At 46.1% G+C, this 21,222-nt stretch carries 19 protein-coding genes; 9 read left to right on the plus strand and 10 right to left on the minus strand.

Features of this window, described 5'->3' with window-relative positions; genetic code table 11:
* Positions 1–7 precede the first annotated feature (7 nt).
* From AC0VYA_RS18880 to AC0VYA_RS18905, 6 genes are all read left to right on the plus strand, one after another.
* Positions 8–2,584, plus strand: a complete 2,577-nt coding sequence (locus AC0VYA_RS18880) for a glycoside hydrolase family 3 protein (protein ID WP_475489290.1) — start codon at positions 8–10, stop codon at positions 2,582–2,584.
* 324 nt (positions 2,585–2,908) lie between these two features.
* Positions 2,909–5,893: a TonB-dependent receptor gene (locus AC0VYA_RS18885; protein WP_475489291.1), complete on the plus strand. Its 2,985-nt coding sequence runs from the start codon at positions 2,909–2,911 to the stop codon at positions 5,891–5,893.
* A gap of 124 nt (positions 5,894–6,017) precedes the next feature.
* Positions 6,018–6,749: a SapC family protein gene (locus tag AC0VYA_RS18890; RefSeq protein ID WP_475489292.1), complete on the plus strand. Its 732-nt coding sequence runs from the start codon at positions 6,018–6,020 to the stop codon at positions 6,747–6,749.
* A 44-nt stretch (positions 6,750–6,793) separates the two neighbouring features.
* Positions 6,794–7,807: a cupin-like domain-containing protein gene (locus AC0VYA_RS18895; RefSeq protein ID WP_475489293.1), complete on the plus strand. Its 1,014-nt coding sequence runs from the start codon at positions 6,794–6,796 to the stop codon at positions 7,805–7,807.
* Between the two features lie 34 nt (positions 7,808–7,841).
* Entirely contained in the window at positions 7,842–9,335 is a 1,494-nt protein-coding gene (locus AC0VYA_RS18900; RefSeq protein WP_475489294.1) for a tryptophan halogenase family protein, read from the plus strand.
* Positions 9,335–10,045, plus strand: a complete 711-nt coding sequence (locus AC0VYA_RS18905; RefSeq protein ID WP_475489295.1) for a DUF6445 family protein — start codon at positions 9,335–9,337, stop codon at positions 10,043–10,045. The genes AC0VYA_RS18900 and AC0VYA_RS18905 overlap by 1 nt, the downstream gene beginning before the upstream one ends.
* 4 nt (positions 10,046–10,049) lie before the next feature.
* On the opposite strand, the gene AC0VYA_RS18910 is transcribed toward AC0VYA_RS18905, so the two are convergent.
* On the minus strand, positions 10,050–10,781 hold the full coding sequence (locus AC0VYA_RS18910) for an endonuclease/exonuclease/phosphatase family protein (RefSeq protein WP_011576451.1): 732 nt from the start codon (positions 10,779–10,781) through the stop codon (positions 10,050–10,052).
* 5 nt (positions 10,782–10,786) lie between these two features.
* Positions 10,787–12,949, minus strand: a complete 2,163-nt coding sequence (locus AC0VYA_RS18915) for a VTT domain-containing protein (RefSeq protein ID WP_475489296.1) — start codon at positions 12,947–12,949, stop codon at positions 10,787–10,789.
* 382 nt (positions 12,950–13,331) lie between these two features.
* Here AC0VYA_RS18915 and AC0VYA_RS18920 point away from each other — a divergent pair, with 382 nt between their 5' ends.
* Entirely contained in the window at positions 13,332–13,538 is a 207-nt protein-coding gene (locus tag AC0VYA_RS18920; RefSeq protein WP_006990971.1) for a cold-shock protein, read from the plus strand.
* Positions 13,539–13,650: 112 nt separating this feature from the next.
* Here AC0VYA_RS18920 and tpx read toward each other — a convergent pair whose 3' ends face one another.
* The 5 genes from tpx to rplU all read right to left on the minus strand — a co-directional run bounded on the left by tpx (position 13,651) and on the right by rplU (position 17,044).
* Positions 13,651–14,145 (minus strand): thiol peroxidase, encoded by a 495-nt coding sequence (gene tpx, locus AC0VYA_RS18925; protein ID WP_011576453.1) that lies wholly within the window; start codon positions 14,143–14,145, stop codon positions 13,651–13,653.
* 336 nt (positions 14,146–14,481) lie between these two features.
* Entirely contained in the window at positions 14,482–14,997 is a 516-nt protein-coding gene (gene folA / locus AC0VYA_RS18930; RefSeq protein ID WP_475489297.1) for a type 3 dihydrofolate reductase, read from the minus strand.
* Positions 14,998–15,116: 119 nt separating this feature from the next.
* Positions 15,117–16,286, minus strand: a complete 1,170-nt coding sequence (gene cgtA / locus AC0VYA_RS18935) for an Obg family GTPase CgtA (protein ID WP_475489298.1) — start codon at positions 16,284–16,286, stop codon at positions 15,117–15,119.
* A 173-nt stretch (positions 16,287–16,459) separates the two neighbouring features.
* Positions 16,460–16,717: a 50S ribosomal protein L27 gene (rpmA, locus tag AC0VYA_RS18940; protein ID WP_006990966.1), complete on the minus strand. Its 258-nt coding sequence runs from the start codon at positions 16,715–16,717 to the stop codon at positions 16,460–16,462.
* A gap of 15 nt (positions 16,718–16,732) precedes the next feature.
* Positions 16,733–17,044 carry a 50S ribosomal protein L21 gene (gene rplU, locus AC0VYA_RS18945; protein WP_006990965.1) on the minus strand — a complete coding sequence of 104 codons (312 nt, stop codon included), beginning with the start codon at positions 17,042–17,044 and terminating at the stop codon, positions 16,733–16,735.
* A gap of 239 nt (positions 17,045–17,283) precedes the next feature.
* Between rplU and ispB the strand changes: the two genes are divergently transcribed.
* Positions 17,284–18,255 (plus strand): octaprenyl diphosphate synthase, encoded by a 972-nt coding sequence (ispB, locus tag AC0VYA_RS18950; RefSeq protein WP_475489299.1) that lies wholly within the window; start codon positions 17,284–17,286, stop codon positions 18,253–18,255.
* Positions 18,256–18,316: 61 nt separating this feature from the next.
* Here ispB and AC0VYA_RS18955 read toward each other — a convergent pair whose 3' ends face one another.
* Genes AC0VYA_RS18955 through AC0VYA_RS18965 form a run of 3 tightly spaced genes read right to left on the minus strand, consistent with a single transcriptional unit; the run spans position 18,317 to position 20,396 of the window.
* Positions 18,317–19,282, minus strand: a complete 966-nt coding sequence (locus tag AC0VYA_RS18955) for a DUF4097 family beta strand repeat-containing protein (RefSeq protein WP_475489300.1) — start codon at positions 19,280–19,282, stop codon at positions 18,317–18,319.
* A 21-nt stretch (positions 19,283–19,303) separates the two neighbouring features.
* Positions 19,304–19,837, minus strand: a complete 534-nt coding sequence (locus AC0VYA_RS18960; RefSeq protein ID WP_475489301.1) for a hypothetical protein — start codon at positions 19,835–19,837, stop codon at positions 19,304–19,306.
* Positions 19,830–20,396, minus strand: coding sequence for an RNA polymerase sigma factor (locus AC0VYA_RS18965; RefSeq protein ID WP_011576459.1), 567 nt, complete (start codon positions 20,394–20,396; stop codon positions 19,830–19,832). The genes AC0VYA_RS18960 and AC0VYA_RS18965 overlap by 8 nt, the downstream gene beginning before the upstream one ends.
* 122 nt (positions 20,397–20,518) lie before the next feature.
* On the opposite strand from AC0VYA_RS18965, the gene AC0VYA_RS18970 reads away from it, so the two are divergent.
* Positions 20,519–21,157, plus strand: a complete 639-nt coding sequence (locus AC0VYA_RS18970; protein ID WP_475491096.1) for an MOSC domain-containing protein — start codon at positions 20,519–20,521, stop codon at positions 21,155–21,157.
* The last annotated feature ends 65 nt before the right edge of the window (positions 21,158–21,222 follow it).

A 21,222-nucleotide genomic window follows, 5' to 3' on the forward strand; every position in this document is an offset into this window, starting at 1 on the left:
TTCCATTATGAACCTAAAATTTAATCACGCGCTGATGTTGGGGGCCACCTCCCTGAGCATGCTGTTAGCCGGCTGTAGCCAATCTACTTCAGAAAACGTGACCACATCATCGGCAAAAATAGCTGACAGCACAGACAACGCAAACGCCATCGAAATTTGGCCCACGTTAGACATAGCGGTTAAACGTGACGATAAAATTGAACAGCGTGTGGCGGATATTCTCAGCACCATGACACTAGCGCAAAAAGTGGCGCAAACGATTCAACCTGAAATCCGTGACATTACGCTAGAAGACATGCGTACCTACGGGTTTGGCTCTTATCTTAATGGCGGCGGTGCATTCCCTAATGGCGACAAACACGCTAACCCCAGTGACTGGGTTGGCTTAGCAGAGGAAATGTATCAAGCATCCATTGATGACAGCGTAGATGGCTCAACCATCCCCACCATGTGGGGGACAGATGCAGTGCATGGCCACAACAATGTTATTGGCGCAACACTCTTCCCCCACAACATTGGGTTGGGCGCGACTCATAACCCCGCACTCATTGAAGAAATTGCCAAAGCCACCGCAGAAGAAGTGCTCGCCACAGGCATAGATTGGATTTTCGCGCCCACGGTCGCCACGGTTCGTGATGACCGTTGGGGCAGAACATACGAAGGCTATTCTGAAGACCCTGAAATCGTCAGAGACTACTCAGCCTCTATCGTAAAAGGCTTACAAGGCAGTGCAAACAGCAACTTCCTTGGCGATCGTCAGGTTATCTCAACCGTTAAACATTTCATTGGTGATGGCGGTACGGTGGGCGGTGACGATCAAGGTAACAATATTGCTGATGAGCAAACCCTGTTTGATATTCATGCCCAAGGATACGTGGGCGGTTTAACCGCTGGTGCGCAAACCGTAATGGCATCGTTTAATAGCTGGAATGGCGATAAGGTTCACGGTAATCGTTACCTACTGACCTCAGTGCTAAAAGAACGCATGGGCTTTGACGGCTTCGTGGTGGGTGACTGGAATGGCCATGGGCAGATTTCTGGTTGCAGTAACGAAAGCTGCCCTCAGGCAATGAATGCCGGCCTTGACGTATACATGGTGCCAACAGGCGCATGGAAACCGTTGCTGGAAAACACCATCGCTCAGGTAAAATCAGGGGAGATCAGCCAAGCTCGTCTCGACGATGCTGTCACTCGCATTTTACGGGTTAAGCTTCGCGCTGGCTTGTTCGATAAACCTGCTCCAGCGGAACGGGTTTTATCAGGCAATAAAAACATCATCGGCTCACCTAAACATCGAGCCGTTGCCCGTCAAGCTGTGCGTGAGTCACTTGTGTTATTGAAGAACCACCAGCAAGTTTTACCACTTTCTCCTAGTGCCAATGTGCTCGTAGCAGGTGGGGGAGCGGATAATATCGGCCAACAATCAGGCGGCTGGAGCATTACATGGCAAGGCACGGGTAACACCAACCAGGATTTCCCGGGCGGTACCTCAATTTATCAAGGCATTGAGCAAGCTGTTACTCAAGCAAATGGTAACGTCGAGCTTGCAGTTGATGGCAAATTCACTCAGCAACCTGATGTGGCGATAGTGGTATTTGGCGAACAGCCCTATGCAGAAGGCAATGGCGACCTAGACAACCTAGAATATCAACGCGGCAATAAAACAGATTTAGCCTTACTTAAATCACTGAAAGCCCAAGGTATACCGGTAGTTTCGGTGTTTTTAACCGGGCGCCCGCTGTGGGTTAACCCTGAATTGAATGCCTCTGATGCGTTCGTGGTTGCTTGGTTGCCAGGTACAGAGGGCGCTGGTGTCGCAGATGTATTATTCACTTCAGCGAACGGCGACATTCAGCATGACTTCAGCGGTCAGCTGTCTTTCTCATGGCCGAATAGCCCTACCCAAACCAACATTAATCGTTTCGATACAAATGATTCGCCATTACTACCCTACGGATTCGGTTTGCATTATGGCGACAAAAGCACCTTGGATATGGCACTTCCTGAGCAAGTTGCAAACGATAATGCCCAAGCCTTAACACCTCTTGCGATATACGATAGAAGTGTTCAAGCCCCATGGAAAATGGCGCTGGTGACAGCAGAAAAAAGCGCAACGGTAGCCAGTAGCATGTTAGAAAATGGTGGGCTTAAATTCAGAACCATAGACAGACGCGTTCAAGAAGATGCATTCAAAATAGACTGGTTACAGCCAAATGCCGGTCAGGTGCGCATCTATCATGACTTCCTACAGGATTTGCGCAGCTACACCGAAGCAAGCAGTGTGATGCAGTTTGACTACAAAGTGAATTCTGCCATCAACGCCCCTGTATGGTTACAAATTAACTGCGCTGGAACATGCGCTAGCGACATAGATTTGAGCTCAAACCTAAAACAAAAACAGAAACAAACATGGCAAACCATGAGCGTAGATTTAGCGTGTTTTACCCTAAGCGCAATAGACTTTTCCAAGGTTGGGATCCCTTTTGCGCTCAGCTCAGAAGGCCCGATGAGTCTTTCCCTGTCTGACATCCGCATAGTACCGGACTCTGCCAGTGATGCTGACATAAGCTGCCCTGCTAAGTAATTAAATCACTCGGATTACAGCCCACGGTCTAGGTAACACAAGGCCTCGCACTTCGAAATGCGAGGTCTTGTGACGCAAACAAGGCAAGCGGCAAAATAGTTATCAATAATCAGTGCATTATGACTATTTCAGACCGCTTTATTTAAAAAAAATGGTGATAACTTGCCGCATTTTCGAAAAGTTATCACGCTTGATGTTAATTATTTGTTGATCTGGATTAACAAATAACTTAACCTAAATGAAAGCGCTTACATAAGTGCATTTTTTAAAATTGTAAATGAAAGCGCTTACAACCAACTCGTTCATCGACAACCGGGAACACACATGAAAGCTAAAACATTTTATAAAACACGACTCGCGAGCAGCATATCAGTGCTGTTAGGTGCCACTATGCTAGCACCTGCTGTAGCTCAAGAAGCGAGCGAAAGCGACGTTGAAGTGATTAACGTCACGGGTATACGTGGCAGCATGATCAAGTCTTTAGACGTTAAACGCTCATCAACAGGTATTGTTGATGCGATCAACGCGGAAGATATTGGTAAGTTCCCGGACAGTAACTTAGCGGAGTCGTTACAACGCATCTCTGGTGTCGCAATCGACCGTAACAATGGCGAAGGTAGCCAGGTGACGGTGCGCGGCTTTGGTCCGACCCGTAACCTAGTGACGTTGAATGGACGCCAACTGCCAACAACCACAGGTGAACGTTCATTTGACTTCGCTAACTTAGCGGCAGAAAGCGTTAGCGGCGTGGAGGTATACAAAACGTCTCAAGCACATGTGCCCACCGGTGGTATCGGTGCAACGATTAACATTACTACGTTGCGCCCGCTTAATAACCCAGGTATGCATGCCACTATCAGTGCTCAGGCACTTGATGACACCTCGACGCAAAGTGGCTCTGTTACGCCAGAATTGTCTGGCCTATATTCAAACACGTCTGACGATGGCAAATTTGGTGTCGCTATTTCAGCCAGTTACTCAGAGCGTGAAAGTGGCAGCCAAAAAGCCAGTGTGGGAACAGGCTGGCGTAGCTTCCCTGGTATTGCTGATAATGACTGGTCAGGTAGCAATGCGGCATGGGGCGGCGTAGCAAAAGACGATACCCAAACGAACCGTCCGGGTGATGATGATATTTACTCCGTTCCACAAACGACTATTTACCAATTTGAAGAGCAACAACGTACCCGAACTAACGCCCAGTTAGTCTTGCAATACAGCCCTGTTGATGACTTTACTGCGACTGTCGATTACACCTATGTTAATCGTGATATTGATACCCAATGGAACAACGTATCAGCATGGTATGGCTTTGGCGCGTCTGAAAACGTCTGGTCTGACGGCCCTATCGCGTCACCTCTTTTATACTCAGAAACCTATGCCACGCCAACTGACCTTTCAATGGGTGCGTCTGACGCTGGCACGCGAGACAGAACAGACTCAATCGGTGTCAATCTAGATTGGCAAGTCAACGATAGCCTAAGCCTAGAGCTGGACTACCATAACTCAGAAGCTAAGAACACACCAAACAACCCGCTTGGTTCCAGCAACCAGTTGGCCATGGCTGGCTTTGTGCGTACTTCAGCAGCAACAGATTTTACCGGTGATTACCCTGTATTAGCAGTAGGTGGCGGTAACGCGATACAACCGTCTGACATGATTGTCACCGGCAGCGTATTTACCAATGAGCGCAACACAGCTGAAATCGAACAAACCCAACTTCGCGGTGAATATGTGTTCGATAATGGCGGCAGTATCGATTTCGGTGTGTCGTTAACCGACGCCAGCAATCATAGCCAAGAAGTTAACGTTCAGCGCAATAACTGGGGCGGCGAAGGGACTGCAGGTCAGTTTGACGATGCTTTATTCCCTCGTGAAACCATTCACGACAAATTTGACGACGTAGACGGTGGCAACTTTAACGACTTCGGCCCTGAAAACTACGACATTTTAAATACCTACTTTGCCTTTGACTTTGAAGGTATTCGTTCAGCTGCTGAGGCTTTATTTACACCGGCATCATTCGCCGATGGCACCTTAGTCGGCGATTGCGGCTCGTTATTCTGCCCGTCTAGTGACTACGCAGCAGCGACGGATCAGTTAACCGAAGAAGAAATGACCGCTGTGTATCTTCAATACAACTACCAAGGTGAAATTGGCGATATGCCATACGATGTTCACGTTGGTCTACGTTACGAAGAAACGGACATTACCGCCACCTCTGCCGTGCCAGAATACAACGGCTCGCGCTGGGAAGGCACAACAGAAGTCACTCTTTTGGCCAGCGGCGTTCAAGAATTTCAAACCCGAACAGGCAGTTATACGCATACCCTGCCTAGCATTAACTTCAATATTGAAGTGGTGGAAGATGTCATGCTGCGTGCGGCATATAGCGAAACCATTGGTCGCCCAAGTTATGGTGACATGATTGGCGGGCAAACATTGAACCAAGGCGCACGTATTACTGGCGGCACAGGTAATACCGGTGACCCAGGCTTGAAGCCACTTGAGTCAAACAACATCGATTTATCCGCCGAGTGGTATTACGCAGAAGGCAGCTATGCATCAGTGGGTTACTTCACCAAAGACGTGACTAACTTTATTTCTACTGCACCGATTTCAACTACGTTTGACATCGTCAATCCTGCTGATGGCCCGTATCAAACTGAAGCACTCGCGGCAGTCGGTAACGACGGCTTAGCCCAGCGCGAATACATCTTTGCCACTTACGGCGCAACTGACCCTAATGTGTACAAAGATGACAGTGGCAACATTATCATTGTTGGCAACCCAAACACTGATGCCGCAATGAACTTTGATATATTCACCCCAGTGAATGATTCAGAAGAGCGTACCTTTGATGGCTGGGAATTTACGCTGCAACACTTGATTGGTGACACAGGTTTTGGTTTGTTCACTAACTACACCTTAGTGAATACCGAGAATGAATATGATAATTTCGTTATTGGTGATCAAGTAGCCGAGCAAGGGATCAGTGATACCGCCAACTTTGTGGCCTTCTATGAAGCGAATGGTTTCTCAGCGCGGATTGCATACAACTGGCGTGATAAGTTCTATGTATCTGGCTTTCAAGGGGATGTGGGTCCAGCGCCTGTTTACACTGAAGAGTATAGCCAGATTGATTTCAATATCGGCTATGACGTACCTCAGATAAAAGGATTAAACGTGTTTATTCAAGGTATTAATATTACCAATGAATACAGCCGTAACTCTGGGCGTACTCAGATTGACGTGCTAGATGTTACCCAAACCGGTGCTCGGTACAGCGTAGGTGCACGTTATACCTTCTAACCGTTAGACATTTGCCCGTTATATTGTCTTACGTAAAAGATAAAAAACGCACATAACGAATAAAGGCCGCTTGGATGCATCTTGCTAAAAGCGGCCTCTGTGTTTTCAATAATCGAGGTTTAACATGGCCAATAACGTATTACTCAACAGTATTGAGCATCAAAATATTAAGGTTATCACTGAGCGTTCAGCCGATTACGGTGACAATGTGTGGTACGCCCTCACCTTTCCCAGTGAATTTAAAAGTTTGCAAACTTACTACCCTATCTTTTTCAATAAAGATGCAAACACGGGAGCGTTTTTCCCGGTAGTCTTGTTTGGCTTTGAACAACAGGAAAACCTCTTTCTACAGGATGGAAAGTGGGACGCTGCTTATATTCCATTAACCGTTGCTCGCCAGCCATTTCTTATCGGTAATCAAACCTTTGTAGAAGAGGGGCAAGAGAAAACTCAGCGCGTATTGCATATCGACTTAGACAACCCAAGAGTCAACACCGAGCACGGAGAAGCCTTGTTTCTAGAATACGGTGGTAATACCCCATATTTAGATAGTGTTGCCAATATGCTTGAGGTCATTCACCACGGTGTAAACGACTCCAAGGATTTTATTGATGCATTATTAGCCCACGAGCTACTTGAGTCTTTTACCCTTGAGGTGGGCCTAAATGATGGCTCTAGTCATCAGATGATAGGCTTTTACACCATTAACGAAGACAAGCTAAGCGAACTCAGTGCAGACGTCCTAAGTAAGCTGCATGAAAAAGGTTACTTGCAGGCGATTTATATGCAGATTGCCTCTCATGGCAATATACGCCATCTATTGAATCGCAAAAATGCCAAACAAAGCGCAATGTAAGGCGCTAATCTCATCAGTATATTAGCGAACATGGGTCAGTTTGTATGAGTCAACAAGCAAGCATTAAAGAGATCGCCAATTGCCATCCCGGCGATATTCCTGATTTTGTATTTAGCTCGAACGAACCTCTAGTGCTGCGTGACTTTGCAGCTGATTGGCCAGTGGTAAAAGAAGCCCGAAAATCCAGTAAACACGCCGCCGATTACTTGCGAGGGTTATACCGAGGCAACCCGGTATTTGCCTGTTATGGCCCACCGGAGAATAACGGCCGCGTATTTTACAATGAACAAATGAATGGCTTTAACTTTCAAGGCTCAAAAGTCGATTTGAACCTAGTGCTGGACAAGTTATTCGAACAAGCGGCCCAGCAAAATCCGCCAACTTTTTATGTCGCCTCCACTGAAATCAATAGTGTATTACCAGAGTTTAACAGTTTAAATAATGCAGGCTTAGACCCGCTTAATCCACTGACTAGCATCTGGTTAGGCAACCAAACCAAGATTGCCGCCCATTATGACTTCCCCCATAACCTAGCGTGCTGCATTGCAGGGCGCAGGCGCTTTACGTTATTCCCACCCGAGCAGGTGGCAAATCTGTATGTTGGCCCAATGGAGTTATCCCCAGGCGGGCAAGACATCAGCTTAGTGGATTTAGATAACCCAGATTTTGATACCTATCCCAAATTTCAACAAGCGCTGGATGCATCCCTTACAACGGAGCTCGCTCCTGGAGATGCCTTATTCATCCCCAGTATGTGGTGGCACCATGTGGCGGGGCTTGAGTCGTTCAACGCATTAATTACACATTGGTGGCGGGATACCCCTGCTTATTTGGGGCGCCCCGAGGCGGCTCTTGAATTGGCCATATTGAGTTTACGCAGCCTGCCAGATGCTCAGCGAAAGGCGTGGCAAAACTTGTTCGAGCATTACGTATTCGAGCCGGACTCAATAAAAGATGCGCATATACCGGCAGATGCCAAAGGCATGCTAACCCTACCGCTGGACTTGCCCAACGCAAAAAAAATCCGCGCAGGTTTGCTGAATAAATTAAAAGTATAAACTGAGCGACGTGTCGCACAAACAGGATAAACAGATGGATAAACAACCGATTAAACGTGTCGTCATTGCTGGCGGTGGCACTGCAGGCTGGATGGCTGCGGCTGCACTCTCTAAGTTACTGGGTAAGAATTTAACGGTTTCTCTGATTGAATCTGACGACATCCCCACAGTGGGGGTCGGTGAAGCGACTATACCGACTTTGCATATTTTCCATCGCTTACTTGGCATAAATGAACAAGAGTTTATGGCGGCCACCAATGCCACGTTCAAATTGGGCATTAAATTTGAAAACTGGAAAGCCCAAGGCGAAGACTACATTCACTCGTTTGGATTTCTAGGCCAGGGGTGTTGGGCCGCAGGTTTCCAACATTTTTGGCTTAAAGGCAAACAAAAAGGCATGGTCACACAAATTGGCGATTATGTGCCAGAGCATCTCGCCTCCCGTGAGGGCCGCTTTGCAGTGTTAGCCAATCAAGAGCAAAACCACGCGTATCATTTGGATGCAGGGTTATACGCACAGTTTTTACGAAAAATGGCCCAGCAGCATGGCTGTAAGCGTATCGAAGGTAAAATTCAAACGGTTACCCTAAATGAAAACTCAGGCGACATCAGTTCGCTAACGCTCGCCTCTGGTGAGGTAGTAGAAGGTGATTTATTCATCGACTGCACGGGGTTTCGTGCCCTTTTGATTGAGCAAGCGTTGCACACAGGCTTTGAAGACTGGAGCCACTGGTTACCGTGCGACAGCGCAGTCGCGGTACAAACTACCGCCAAGCCAAATCCTGTACCTTATACCCGCTCAATCGCTCGTGAAGCAGGGTGGCAATGGCGCATACCGCTACAGAATCGCACAGGCAATGGTTTAGTGTTTTGCAGCAAATACATGAGTGATGAGCAAGCCAAAGCGGTTTTGTTAGCCAATGTTGAAGGAGAAACCCTGAATGAGCCTAGGGTTATAAAATATAAAACCGGTACGCGGCGTAAACATTGGAACAAAAACTGTATTGCAGTAGGGTTGTCGTCTGGCTTTATTGAGCCGTTAGAGTCCACCGGTATTCATCTTTTTCAGCGCGCCATAGTACGCTTGATGCTGACGTTTCCCTCAAACGGTATAGAACAAGCCGATGTAGATGAATTTAACACCCAAAGCCGCGCCGATGTGGAAGATATTAAAGATTTTATTATTTTGCACTATCATCAAACAGAGCGCACAGACACGCCGTTTTGGCGTTATTGCAAAAGCATGCCGATACCCAATACGCTATCCCATCGCATGCAATTATTCGAAGGTACCGGAAAAGTCTTTAAAAAAGCCGAAGAGTTATTTGGTGAAACATCATGGATACAAGTTATGCTGGGCCAAGGCATCATGCCCAAACAATACCATCCCATAGTAGACATGATGAGCGACGATGAGTTACAGCGCTTTTTGGATAATATTAAAAATAATGTGAAGCGCAAAGTGTCGAATTGGCCAGATGTTAACGACTTTATCCGTCACTATTGCCGAACCAAAATAGCCAGCTAATGGCATCGTTATTAAGGCTTAACCCAAATAGAAGCGTTAGTGTTAAATACATCGGCATTGAAAAAACGCCGGTTATTGTTATTGATGAACTATTGCTAAACCCAGAAGATATTGAAGTAAATGCCTGCGGCGATGTCGGCTTTAGCAGTGCTAAGAGCGGTTATTACCCAGGAACTCGCACAGAGCTGCCCAGAGATTACATCATTGAGATACTGCGAGCGACATACCAGCAAATAGCGCAAGTTTTTGCCATACCAAAAGCATTGCAACTTAAACCCCAAGCAGGCTACTACTCTTTGGTTGCGACACCCGAAAAGTATCTAAGTACTTTGCAACGCATTCCTCACTTTGATGCCGTGCAGCCTTATTATTTTGCCTTGCTTTATTACATCAGTCCTAGCCCTCATGGTGGAACAGGCTTTTTTAGGGACAATGCAACTCAGTTCGAGCGTATTTCAGAAGAAAAAGAGCAGACTTATTTGAAATTTGCCGAACACTTCATCAATCGTATGGAAGAGCCTGCAGCGGGTTACATTACCGATTCCACCGAACAGTTTACTCTTTATGACAAAGTTGAGTATCGACCAAATCGATTAATCATCTATCCAGGCAATCTTTTGCACTCGGGCTTAATCAATCCAGTAACCGATATCAGTAGCAATCCAGCGCAAGGGCGTTTGACGGCAAACATCTTTATTGATTTTAAGTAACGCGCTATTGCCTTTGTGCTATGTCTAGCAAAATCGGATAGTGATCTGAAAACTGACGTGTCTGTGGCGTTTTGAGCACGCTTGCGCTGATACTACTGATGTTAGCATCTCGCTTCTTCATAAGGCTCAAATCAAAGGATGTCCACAACCGGTCTAACCTAAACAGCGGCCACGCGACGGGGAAAGTCGCTCGAACAGGGTTTTCATTTAAGACCTGGTTAATATCTTTGAACGCCTTGGTCATAAATTGCCATTCGTTAAAGTCTCCCCCTAACACAATGGGTATTTTTGAGCCCGCCATCTTTTCCCGTAGGTACTCAGCAAGCAAGGCAAATTGCTTGCGTCTCTCTTGTTTCTTCAGTCCCTTGTGGGTGTTTATGACTCTAAGGGGGCCTAAACTTGTGTCCAAGACCACCTCTTGAATATTACGCGGCTGAAACCCGCTTTGACTGACATCCAAAGTTCTTTTGGATAGTACCGGATAACGGCTCAGGACAGCGTTTCCATACCAACCGCTGGATTCTTGCAAAGCGGGTGACGAGATAAGCTGAGTAAAGTGCCCTGCACATATTTGTTCAACATCATCCTGAATGCTGCGCTCGGGCGGCCGCGTGTCCATTTCTTGGATTAGCGCAATGTCCACACACTGACTCGCCAAAAACTGCCCTATACGTGCGTAGCTTTGCACTTTATCAACCCCAACGCCGCTGTGAATATTGTAAGTTACAATCCGCATAAATCTTAGCTCGCGTCTGCTTTTTTCAACTGATACATGCGTGCTAACTTTTGGCATACGTAAATCATAAGCGCCCAGAAGGCGATACCCGCTACCAAATAACCTATGGTTTCAGGAGAAGGATTTGTAAAAATCTTACCTAATGAATCCCCTACCAAGCCTTTGGCAATCATTGGAGGAAACATGCCTAAGAATGTACCTGCCAGAAATTGCACGAGCCCAATAGATGAAATACCCGCGACAAGATTAACGAGACTAAAGGGAGCAATAGGAATCAGCCTGATAACAGCCACTCCCACCACACCGCTGTCTTTAAACTTATCATCTACGGCTTGCACTTTAGCTCCGCCCATTTTGCGCAGCCCTTTAATTCCCATGATATGGCCCAAGCCAAACAGTGTTGCTGAGCTAAGCAAAGCGCCGAGCATGCCATAAACTGGACCCCATATTGGCCCGTAGACTGCCGCCACCGCGAGGGATAGAACCGTCACTGGGAAAAACACTAATCCAGCGATGATATAGATGACACAAATGGTCGGAATGACCCACATTGTGCCCCTTGTGTCTTGTAAAAACTGCTCTAAATTATCGGCGGTTAACCAAGGAATGGAATGGCCGGCCCAGAAAATCAAGCCGCCCAGCACGAGTACCAGTAATGCAATCAGCATGAAAACGATGGTTTTTTGTTTGGGGTTGCCGACGCCAACCACTTTGCCGTTGGACATTTGAATTGGTGCAATCAATGGTTTTTCTGGATCTGATAACGAACTAAAAACGGGTTGCCACGCCTTGTTGGTGAATTGATCATCGCGGACTTCAGCGAGTTGGTATCCGTGAGGCGCTTGGTCATTTAAAAGGTTATTCAATGGGTCTGGCGATTCAAAAATCTGCTCCACTTGCGCAATAGTGCGACCGGTATGCTCGGCAAGTAAATCATGACGAACGCGTATAATATCTTGCTGGTTCTGACTTGTGTCTCCAGCAAAGACTAAATCGACTTCAGTATCAAGACTCATAGAGCGGTTGCTAATATTGGATGAGCCAATCACTAAATAACGCTCATCAATACTCATGACCTTTGAGTGCACCCGCTTTTGAATACTCTCACCTGCTTCATTGGTCAGCGTCGAATACGTCACTTTAACGCGATTCTCATCTACCCCGTTTTCTAAAATACGTTTGAAATCAATCCTACTTGCCCAATATGCTTCACTTTCGAACTTTCCTTTTGGCTCGTAGGAACTAACGATTATCACTTGTAATTCTGGGCACGCCTTTAAACGAGCATTAAGTGCCTCCGCTACTTCTTGGCGCGTGGTGAACTGATTTTCAATGAAGATGAAGCGCTTAGCTTGCGCAATTAGGTCGAGCAGTAGGCGCCGCACTTCTTGTACAGGCTCAACCCCATCCATAAACGGTATCGTACGTGCCACAGCGCACGGCAAATCCCCCATGGTAGGTGGAAAACTGTCCGGCCATGACGCAGGTAACTCGCGGCCTGTGTTTTTGACAGGAGAGAAAGGGATCGCTTTTCGCTCGTTTATCCTGTCCCAGCGCCACCTGACAAGCTGAGCGAAACTTTCAACAATGGGCCCACTGGTAAGCACTTGCACGTCATGCAGTGGCCCATGGGGACCGTCGGGCCCTACTCGTTCGGGTTGATCGATCAGGTGTTCCCGGGTATCCCAGCGATTAGTCGACACATCCATACCTCCGGAAAAAGCAATTTCATCATCAATAACGACTATCTTTTGATGCTGGCTTCCCCCCATAGGGATGGTGCTGTCCAGAGTGGTTTTAACATTGTCTGGGGTTTTGTTGTCCCACACTTCTTTTGCCCACATCTCTCGTTGGCTAAAAAACGCTAGGGATGAGTCCCAGCGCAGTAAATATATTTTGATATTTTCGTTTTGCTCTGCCTTCCATTTTAATAGCTCACTTATCACTGATGGGGCGCTGGCGTTTTTTTCCTCGTCGCCGCGCAATAAGCGAATGCGGCTATCAATGTCCCATCCAACAATGAAAATGCTGCGTTTAGCATTACAAATCGCTTTATGTAAGGCCCGATAATAGTTAGCTCCGTCAATTAAAGGGGTAGCATGAGCCGCTTGACTGGTTTGCCAGCAATTTTCATTTTCTTTGAATAAAGACGAAGCGTTATAAGACATAATGTTCCCTTTTAGTTTAATTCGCTCTAAATACCTATGCGTACTCGAGCGAAAATTGATGGAGGTTTATAAGATTTACACATAGCGTGTGTATAAATTTTCACTGTCTAAAGAAGACGATGCTAAATTAGCTAGTGCACGTGATGCCTAAGGTTGCGACTAGTTCTCGCTACCGTTTTAGACGCCTTTACCTCGTAAATTAATGACCTACTAGGGCTGTGAGCAAAATACACGCCAGCTGATGAAAACCAAGGAGTCTGAAAAATTGGCGAGCAAAAAAATGAAGTAAACGTGGAATTGAGCGGATTTACTGAAAAATAACCTATACAATGGTCAACGCAGGTTTTCTGCAAACAATATTTTAAACAAAGTAGAGTAGATTATGAGTCAAGGTACAGTTAAGTGGTTTAATGCGGACAAAGGTTTCGGTTTCATTACTCCAGAAGACGGCGGAAAAGATTTATTTGTTCATCACTCAGAAATTAAAAGCGGTGGTGGATATGCAACTTTGAACGACGGCCAAGCGGTTGAGTTTGAAGTTGGTCAGAGCCCTAAGGGCCCATGTGCGAACAACGTAGTTCCTGTTTAATTACAGACTTACGTTAGTAATCGCCTAAGACGAGCCGCATAGCGGCTCGTTTCTTTTTAGGCTTCAAAAAATAGTCATATCAATGAAACCCAATTTAGTAGGTAATTATTAATTACAACGCAGCAATCGCCGCATCATAGTCAGGCTCATCAGCCGTTTCAGTTACTTGCTCGGTATAAATAACCTTTCCGTTTTCATCAAGTACCACCACACTACGTGACAACAAGCCGGTTAATGGCCCATCAACAAACTCAACGCCATAGTCAGTGCCAAATGTACCTCTGAAACTTGAACCTGTAGCAACGTTTTCGATACCTTCAGCACCACAGAAACGTGCGGCCGCAAAAGGTAAATCCGCAGAGACACATAACACTTTGGTGTTCTCTAACTTACCCACTTGCTCATTGAATTTACGAACAGACATGGCACAAGTCGGGGTATCGACTGAGGGGAAGATATTCAGAACTAAGCGTGAACCCTTATAATCAGCTAAGGTCGTTTCAGATAGATCTGTTTTCACTAAACGAAAATCAGCCGCGCTTTCACCAACACTTGGTAAAGCGCCGACGGTATTAAATGGATTGCCTTTTAAAGTCACTGTGCTCATATGTTCTCCAACTTTCTTTGATTAATAATGTACGTTCTGAAGATATTAAAATGGGGGACGAAAGAAAGAAAACAATGGCGAGGTCTTATAATTACTTTTATGTGGCGAGATAAAAGCTGGGGCAAAGTGTCAGCGAAAATATTCGGAGCATCGTTTGTGCCATTTATCCCGATTGCTATGTGAGGCAATCTAGCGCTGGGCGTCAATGGCTTTAATCACGCCCCCACCCCACTTTTGACGCTGATACCTAGCATCACTTCCAGATGAACATATGGTTATATGTATTGGTTTACATTTGTAGGACGCTCAGTCAACGATGCTAAACAGCCAAAGAGGTTACCTAGCTAAGGTAACAAAGCGATATGAATGGGGGTTTTTCTCATCAGGGTCGTTAGATTCACTTTCAATCTCTTGCCATGCACCATCCGAATAATTTGGAAAGTAAGTGTCCCCTGGGGTATCTAGATCAATAAAGGTCAAATATAAACGATTAGCGTGGGGCAAAAAATGCTGATAAACCGTTCCCCCGCCAATGACCATCACTTCTTGGTCGTGCTCTGGCATTCCGTCATTGTGCATATGTGACGTGGCTACAGCAATTGCTTGCTCACAACTATGTACAATGCTCGCATCTGCCAGTTGATAATTCTGATCGCTAGTGATAACAATATTGAGGCGGCCGGGTAAAGCCCTGCCAATTGATTCGTACGTTTTTCGCCCCATCACAATTGGCTTGCCTAAGGTGACACGTTTGAAGTGTTTTAGATCCGCAGGCATATGCCAGGGCATTTGATTATTAAGACCAATGACTCGTTGGTTTGCCATTGCAGCAACCATAGCTATCTTTGCCATGCTAGAACACCTTACTTTTCAACTACATTACTTGCTATTTACTCGGTAAACCTAGGTTAGCTGAGCTCTTTTTAACATAGCACTCTTTACAGAGCACTCACAGCTAACCTATATGCGGATTACTTTTGGTAAATCACTTCGAAATCGTCGTCTCCATCGAAGTCATCATCATCGTCGTCATCAAAATCATCGTCGTCTTCATAATTTTCCACTGTCTCTTTATGGTAAGTATCCCATTTAAAGCCAACTTCTTCGTCATCAGATTCTTCAATGGCGTCTTCGGGTAAACTTTCAATAAAGTCCATTACCTTGATGCATAACTCTTTGGTATTCTTGCCCTGCACTGCGGAAATACTGTGATATTCACCTTCCCAGTTCATGGCATCCGCGATTTTTTTACACAGGTCTTGTGCTTCGTCTTCAAACATTAAGTCGACTTTGTTAAACACCAACCAACGTGGTTTAGCGGCCAACTTAGGACTGTATTTTTCTAACTCAGTCACTATCGCTTTGGCGTTATCCACTGGGTCTGAACCATCGGCAGGCATCAAGTCAATAAGGTGTAACAATACCCGACAGCGCTCAAGATGTTTAAGGAATTGAATCCCTAAACCAGCTCCCTCAGACGCACCTTCAATCAAACCAGGAATATCAGCAATCACGAAACTGCTCATGGCATCTAAACGCACAACACCTAAATTAGGCACAAGTGTGGTAAACGGATAATCCGCTACTTTTGGCTTGGCAGCAGAGACGCTACGTATAAAGGTAGACTTACCGGCATTTGGCATACCCAGCAAACCTACGTCAGCCAATAACATAAGCTCTAGCTTAAGCATACGTACATCGCCTGGTGTACCTAGTGTTTTTTGACGTGGGGCGCGATTAGTACTGGTTTTAAAGCGTGCATTACCTAAACCGTGATAGCCGCCTTGCGCTGCTTTTAGGCGCTGACCATGCTTGGTCAAATCCCCCAATAGCTCACCTGTCTCGGTATCCGTTGCACGAGTACCTACTGGTACTTTGACTTCTAGGTCAGCTCCTTTACGGCCAGTACAATCAGCGCTTTGGCCATTTTTACCGCGCTCAGCACGATGAAATCTCTCAAAGCGATAATCGATAAGCGTGTTTAGGTTTTCATCTGCAACTAAGTAGACGCTTCCACCGTCACCACCATCGCCGCCGTCCGGGCCGCCATCAGGAACATATTTCTCTCGGCGAAAACTAACCGTACCGGCTCCGCCATCACCCGCTTCTACGCGGATCTCAGCTTCATCTACAAATTTCATCGTTAACTCAACTTTCAAGTAAAGAGTATAAAGAGTTTATACTACTTCGCAGTTGCTGCGGTGTTACACCACAACTGTGCTTATTTGTCTTATTCAAGCAAAATGATAAATAAGACGTCTCAAACAAAAAACCCCGCACAAGCGGGGTCTTTAAAACTGTGTAAGATTGCTAATTATTCAGCAACGATACTTACAAATTTACGGTTTTTAGGACCTTTAACTTCGAATTGAACTTTACCATCTGATAAAGCAAACAAAGTATGATCTTTGCCGATACCCATATTGTTACCAGCGTGGAAACGAGTACCACGTTGACGAACAATAATGTTACCCGCTAAAACTGACTCACCGCCGTAACGTTTAACACCTAAACGTTTACTTTCTGAGTCGCGACCGTTATTAGTACTACCACCAGCCTTTTTATGTGCCATTAGTTCGAACTCCTATTAAGCGCTTATACCAGTGATTTTCACTTCCGTGAACCACTGACGGTGACCCATTTGGGTACGTGAATGCTTGCGTCGACGAAACTTAACAATCTTAACTTTCTCGCCACGACCATGTGTTACTACTTCAGCAGTAACTTTTCCGCCACTTACAAAAGGCGTACCGATCTTAACATCTTCACCATTGCTCACCATCAAGATATCACCGAATTCTACTGACTCACCTGGAGCCACTTCGATCTTCTCTAGACGAACGGTTTGGCCTTCAGCCACACGGTGTTGTTTGCCACCACTTTGGAAAACCGCGTACATAATTAACTCCGCTCTGCGCTTAATCTTAGCGCTATATATTCAAAAACAGGGCGCGAATTGTACGTGAACCGTCCAGTCGTCGCAAGTACCAAATTGAATTTATTTGTTCAAATATGCAGCAACACATATTCTACGCGTCTTTGCGGGCAATTGTTACGTAATGTCTGCTGGATACCCTGTGTAATTTCTGTAAAATCGCACGCTAATTAATACCTTATCGTCAGAGTTGAATTTTAAGTATGGATTTAGACCACATCCTTTCACTCGCTGAGCCAGATATGCTCGCAGTCAATCAACTGATCCAAAAGCAGGTGAATTCAGATGTCTCGCTGATCAATCAACTTGGCTTTTATATAGTTAATAGCGGCGGCAAACGACTTCGCCCGCTGTTAACAGTCTTAGCGGCAAGGGCTTTGAATATTCAGACCGAGCAGCACCACACACTAGCTGCGATCATTGAGTTTATCCATACTGCGACATTACTGCATGACGATGTCGTTGATGAATCAACCATGCGTCGGGGCCGCGAAACCGCCAATGAAGTGTTTGGTAATCAAGCTAGCGTGTTAGTCGGTGACTTCCTTTATACCCGTTCATTCCAAATGATGGTGACCCTCGATAGCATGCGCGTCATGCAAATATTGTCTGATGCGACCAATGTGATTGCCGAAGGGGAAGTGCTGCAGCTCATGAACTGTAATGACCCTGACACCACAGAAGAGAGTTACATGGAGGTTATTTATAGTAAAACCGCTCGCTTGTTCGAGGCTGCCACCTTGTTAGCTGGAGTACTGACTAAGCAAAGTGAAGCGATTGAAAACGCTATGCAAGACTATGGTAAGTATTTAGGCACCGCATTTCAGCTTGTTGACGACATCATGGACTACGCGTCTGACAGTGAAGAGATGGGCAAAAACATGGGGGACGATCTAGCTGAGGGCAAACCCACCCTCCCGCTTCTATATGCTATGTGGCATGGTAATGAGCAGCAAACCGCGATTATTCGCGAGGCCATTGAAACGGGCAACGGCATGGATAACCTCGCTCCGATCTTAGAGACTATGGAACAAACAGGAGCATTAACTTACACCAGACAACAAGCTCTAAAAGCCTCTCAACAAGCCATCGATGCTTTATCCCCGATAGAAGAATCAGTCTATAAAGAAGCGCTAATTGGCCTAGCCCATATTTCGGTTGAGCGTGTAGCTTAGTCATTCATAATATTAAGCGATGTATTTTTGCCCGAGCTTGTCCTCTCGGGCGGCAGTTGAATCAATCCTTCGAAATACTCACTCGACCATTCACGGTTGACACAGATACCTTACCTTGGCCTTGTCCTGTACTTGTGGCTAACCAGCTACTGGGACCGTATTTTTCTTTTTGTACTGTGTCTTGGGTTAAACGGTTAGTGATTTTTCCGCCTGCGTGGGCTCGAATGTCAAACAACGCGGAAACCCCTTCCCTAAAATTCAAATCAATTTCTCCGCCCACCGAAGTGGCGTGAAGCTCTCCCCCTTCAGCCAGTGCTAGTGCGATTTTGAGCTCACCGTTAACGGTCTCTAATTTGGCATATTTAACGGTCTGCATCATTAGTTTTACGTCACCGTTGACAGTGGTAGCCCGTACTTCTTCACTACTGGATTCTGCGTTCACGTCGCCGTTAACCGTTTCATATCTATCTTCACTGCCTAGGGTGCTGCTTGAGCGAATATCACCATTGACCGTCTGAATGGCCACATCACCTTGAAGTTCGCTGGCGTTAATGTCGCCATTGACCGATTCAAGACGCAAGCGTCCAGCCAGCTGCTTGGCCTTAATGTCACCGTTAACCGTTTCTGCACTAACACCTCCTTTAACATCGCTGAGCAATACATCTGCATTCACGGCTGTGTAATTTAGGCGGCTTTGGCGCGGTACAAAAATCACGAGCTGATCTTCGTCATCCTGGTCCCAGCGACTGCTGTGCTTGCGGCTGTTTTTAACTTTCACTTTGATTAACACTTCGTTGCCTCTGCGTTCAAACACAAACCGCTCTGTTTGCTCGCCCAGCGTTCCTTTCACTTGTACTTGAGGTTTGTCCCAACCCTGTATTTCAGCCTGTCCATTGACGTGTTCTATTTCCACATATCCCTTGGGGTTTGCTTCAACGGTGCGATCGATCTGTTCGCCCGCAGAAACACTCAACACAGTCATGATACCGATTACTGTGAACGCCCCTTTAAGCATCATTAGTTTCATTTTTCACTCCTAACATTCTGACTAGATCTGTGACCACTTGGGTGAATGCACACGTTCTATTAAGTTGATCTGTTGCTGATGTACGCTTTGCAGCATTTTCAACAACGCCATGTTATTCGGTTCGTTTTGCAGTGCTTTCTTAATCGCCTCAGCGGCACTATCAAGCTCGGTTAATTGCTGCTGCCAATTGTCAGTGAGTGCGACTTCCCCTTCAAATTGCACTAACAGCGCATTTTTCTGCTCTGCGTGCTGAGCGCTTAAGGCAGCCACTAATTCATCTCCGCTCATCATGTCATCACTAGGGAGCAGTCCTTTCCAGCTTACCAAGGCAAGCATAGCGACAGCCGCTGCCAACACTGATGCCTTGGCCCAATAACGATTATTGCTATTAGCCCGAGCATTCTTCTCACTTAGGTCGAATACATTACCCGCTTCGTCTTCTTGCTTAACTAACGCCAACTCTATGCCCGGCCATAAATCACGTTCAGGTTGCTTTTTTGCGTCGAGCTGGGCAAGTTTTCCCTGCAAGACCTGTTCAAAATCTGGCTTATGCATACCCCATCCACTCCTCTAATAACTGCTTTGCTCGATGGAATTGAGCCTTACTTGTTCCTACTGCCATATTGGTCATTTGCGCGATTTCTTCATGGCGGTACCCCTCAATGGCGTGCAATACAAAAACGATACGAGCGCGCTCAGGTAAGCGGGTCACGTACTTTTCAATATCCACTTCCCCGGCAGAAGGTTCAGCAACGTCGTTTGCGGCGCTTGAGTCTTCTATATTAAACATGCGCTGAACCCAGCCACGCTGCTTACGAATATACGAAATCGTAATATGGGATGTCACGGTATGCAGCCATGTCGAGAACTTGCTTTGCTCTGAGTAATCCCCTATTTTCCGCCATAATTGAATAAAGACCTCTTGCGATGCATCCTCTGCCAACGCCTTATCTCCCGTTAGCCGGTAGCACAAAGCATATACCTGACCAATATATTGATGGTACAGCTGATGATATGCCTGTCGGTTTCCATTTTTTACTGCTAGCAGTAGCTGCCGCTCTTCATCGGTGGCAAACTTATGTTTAGCAGCAACAACGTTCGAATACTCAGTCAATCTTCTATCTTCGTTGGCTAGGTTACTAAGTGAGTCGCAGGTTACCTCACAAAGGTTTAAAGCTACAAAAAAGAAATGCGAATGAGTACAACGGGTTTAGCGACAATGACAACGAGAGCGATATGAAAGTACTAGGTTTATTTGCAGGTGTTACCCGCCCCATCGGCCCCAAACACGCCCCGTCAGGCATTGATAAGCGACCAGTCAAGCGCGCAGAGGTAAATCACCTTGGTATTGTCGGTGACGTTCAGGTTGATAAACGCTACCACGGTGGCCCTGAGCGCGCTTTACACCAATATTCTCTGCGTGGTTACGAAACGATAATAAAGCGCCACCCTTTGATGCACAGGACCGCGGTAATGGGCTCCATTGGTGAAAACCTTGCAAGCACCGATATGCATGATAAAAACGTCAACATTGGCGATATATATCGCGTTGGCGAAATTATAGTGCAGGTGACTTCCCCGCGCATTCCCTGCTGGAAGATTGAAGAAAAACTGAATCAAAAAGGCTTAGTCGAGCTCATTAAAAACCGGCAGATCACAGGTTGGTACTATCGCGTGCTTGAAAACGGGGTAATTACATTAGGAGACAGCATCACTCTTGTTGAGCGTCCCAATGCAAATTTATCAGTGGCATCTTTTGTTCAACAGCACTTTGACCAAAACACGTCAGCGGATTCACTACGCCAAATGAGCAATGCGATAGGCTTAGACTCAGAATGGCAACAAAAACTGCTACGCCGTATCGATAATCAATAAACTGCAGGCATAAAAAAACACCGCTTAGTGCAATGCAACTAGGCGGTGTTTTTAGTATCCAAACA

It is taken from the genome of Paraglaciecola sp. QJM3NY_14 (assembly GCF_056173245.1).

Coding starts and splice junctions, on each gene's coding strand:
- AC0VYA_RS18880 (WP_475489290.1), top strand. CDS start 8: ATGAACCTAAAATTTAATCACGCGCTGATGTTGGGGGCCACCTCCCTG.
- AC0VYA_RS18885 (WP_475489291.1), top strand. CDS start 2,909: ATGAAAGCTAAAACATTTTATAAAACACGACTCGCGAGCAGCATATCA.
- AC0VYA_RS18890 (WP_475489292.1), top strand. CDS start 6,018: ATGGCCAATAACGTATTACTCAACAGTATTGAGCATCAAAATATTAAG.
- AC0VYA_RS18895 (WP_475489293.1), top strand. CDS start 6,794: ATGAGTCAACAAGCAAGCATTAAAGAGATCGCCAATTGCCATCCCGGC.
- AC0VYA_RS18900 (WP_475489294.1), top strand. CDS start 7,842: ATGGATAAACAACCGATTAAACGTGTCGTCATTGCTGGCGGTGGCACT.
- AC0VYA_RS18905 (WP_475489295.1), top strand. CDS start 9,335: ATGGCATCGTTATTAAGGCTTAACCCAAATAGAAGCGTTAGTGTTAAA.
- AC0VYA_RS18910 (WP_011576451.1), bottom strand. CDS start 10,781: ATGCGGATTGTAACTTACAATATTCACAGCGGCGTTGGGGTTGATAAA.
- AC0VYA_RS18915 (WP_475489296.1), bottom strand. CDS start 12,949: ATGTCTTATAACGCTTCGTCTTTATTCAAAGAAAATGAAAATTGCTGG.
- AC0VYA_RS18920 (WP_006990971.1), top strand. CDS start 13,332: ATGAGTCAAGGTACAGTTAAGTGGTTTAATGCGGACAAAGGTTTCGGT.
- tpx (WP_011576453.1), bottom strand. CDS start 14,145: ATGAGCACAGTGACTTTAAAAGGCAATCCATTTAATACCGTCGGCGCT.
- folA (WP_475489297.1), bottom strand. CDS start 14,997: ATGGCAAAGATAGCTATGGTTGCTGCAATGGCAAACCAACGAGTCATT.
- cgtA (WP_475489298.1), bottom strand. CDS start 16,286: ATGAAATTTGTAGATGAAGCTGAGATCCGCGTAGAAGCGGGTGATGGC.
- rpmA (WP_006990966.1), bottom strand. CDS start 16,717: ATGGCACATAAAAAGGCTGGTGGTAGTACTAATAACGGTCGCGACTCA.
- rplU (WP_006990965.1), bottom strand. CDS start 17,044: ATGTACGCGGTTTTCCAAAGTGGTGGCAAACAACACCGTGTGGCTGAA.
- ispB (WP_475489299.1), top strand. CDS start 17,284: ATGGATTTAGACCACATCCTTTCACTCGCTGAGCCAGATATGCTCGCA.
- AC0VYA_RS18955 (WP_475489300.1), bottom strand. CDS start 19,282: ATGAAACTAATGATGCTTAAAGGGGCGTTCACAGTAATCGGTATCATG.
- AC0VYA_RS18960 (WP_475489301.1), bottom strand. CDS start 19,837: ATGCATAAGCCAGATTTTGAACAGGTCTTGCAGGGAAAACTTGCCCAG.
- AC0VYA_RS18970 (WP_475491096.1), top strand. CDS start 20,519: ATGAAAGTACTAGGTTTATTTGCAGGTGTTACCCGCCCCATCGGCCCC.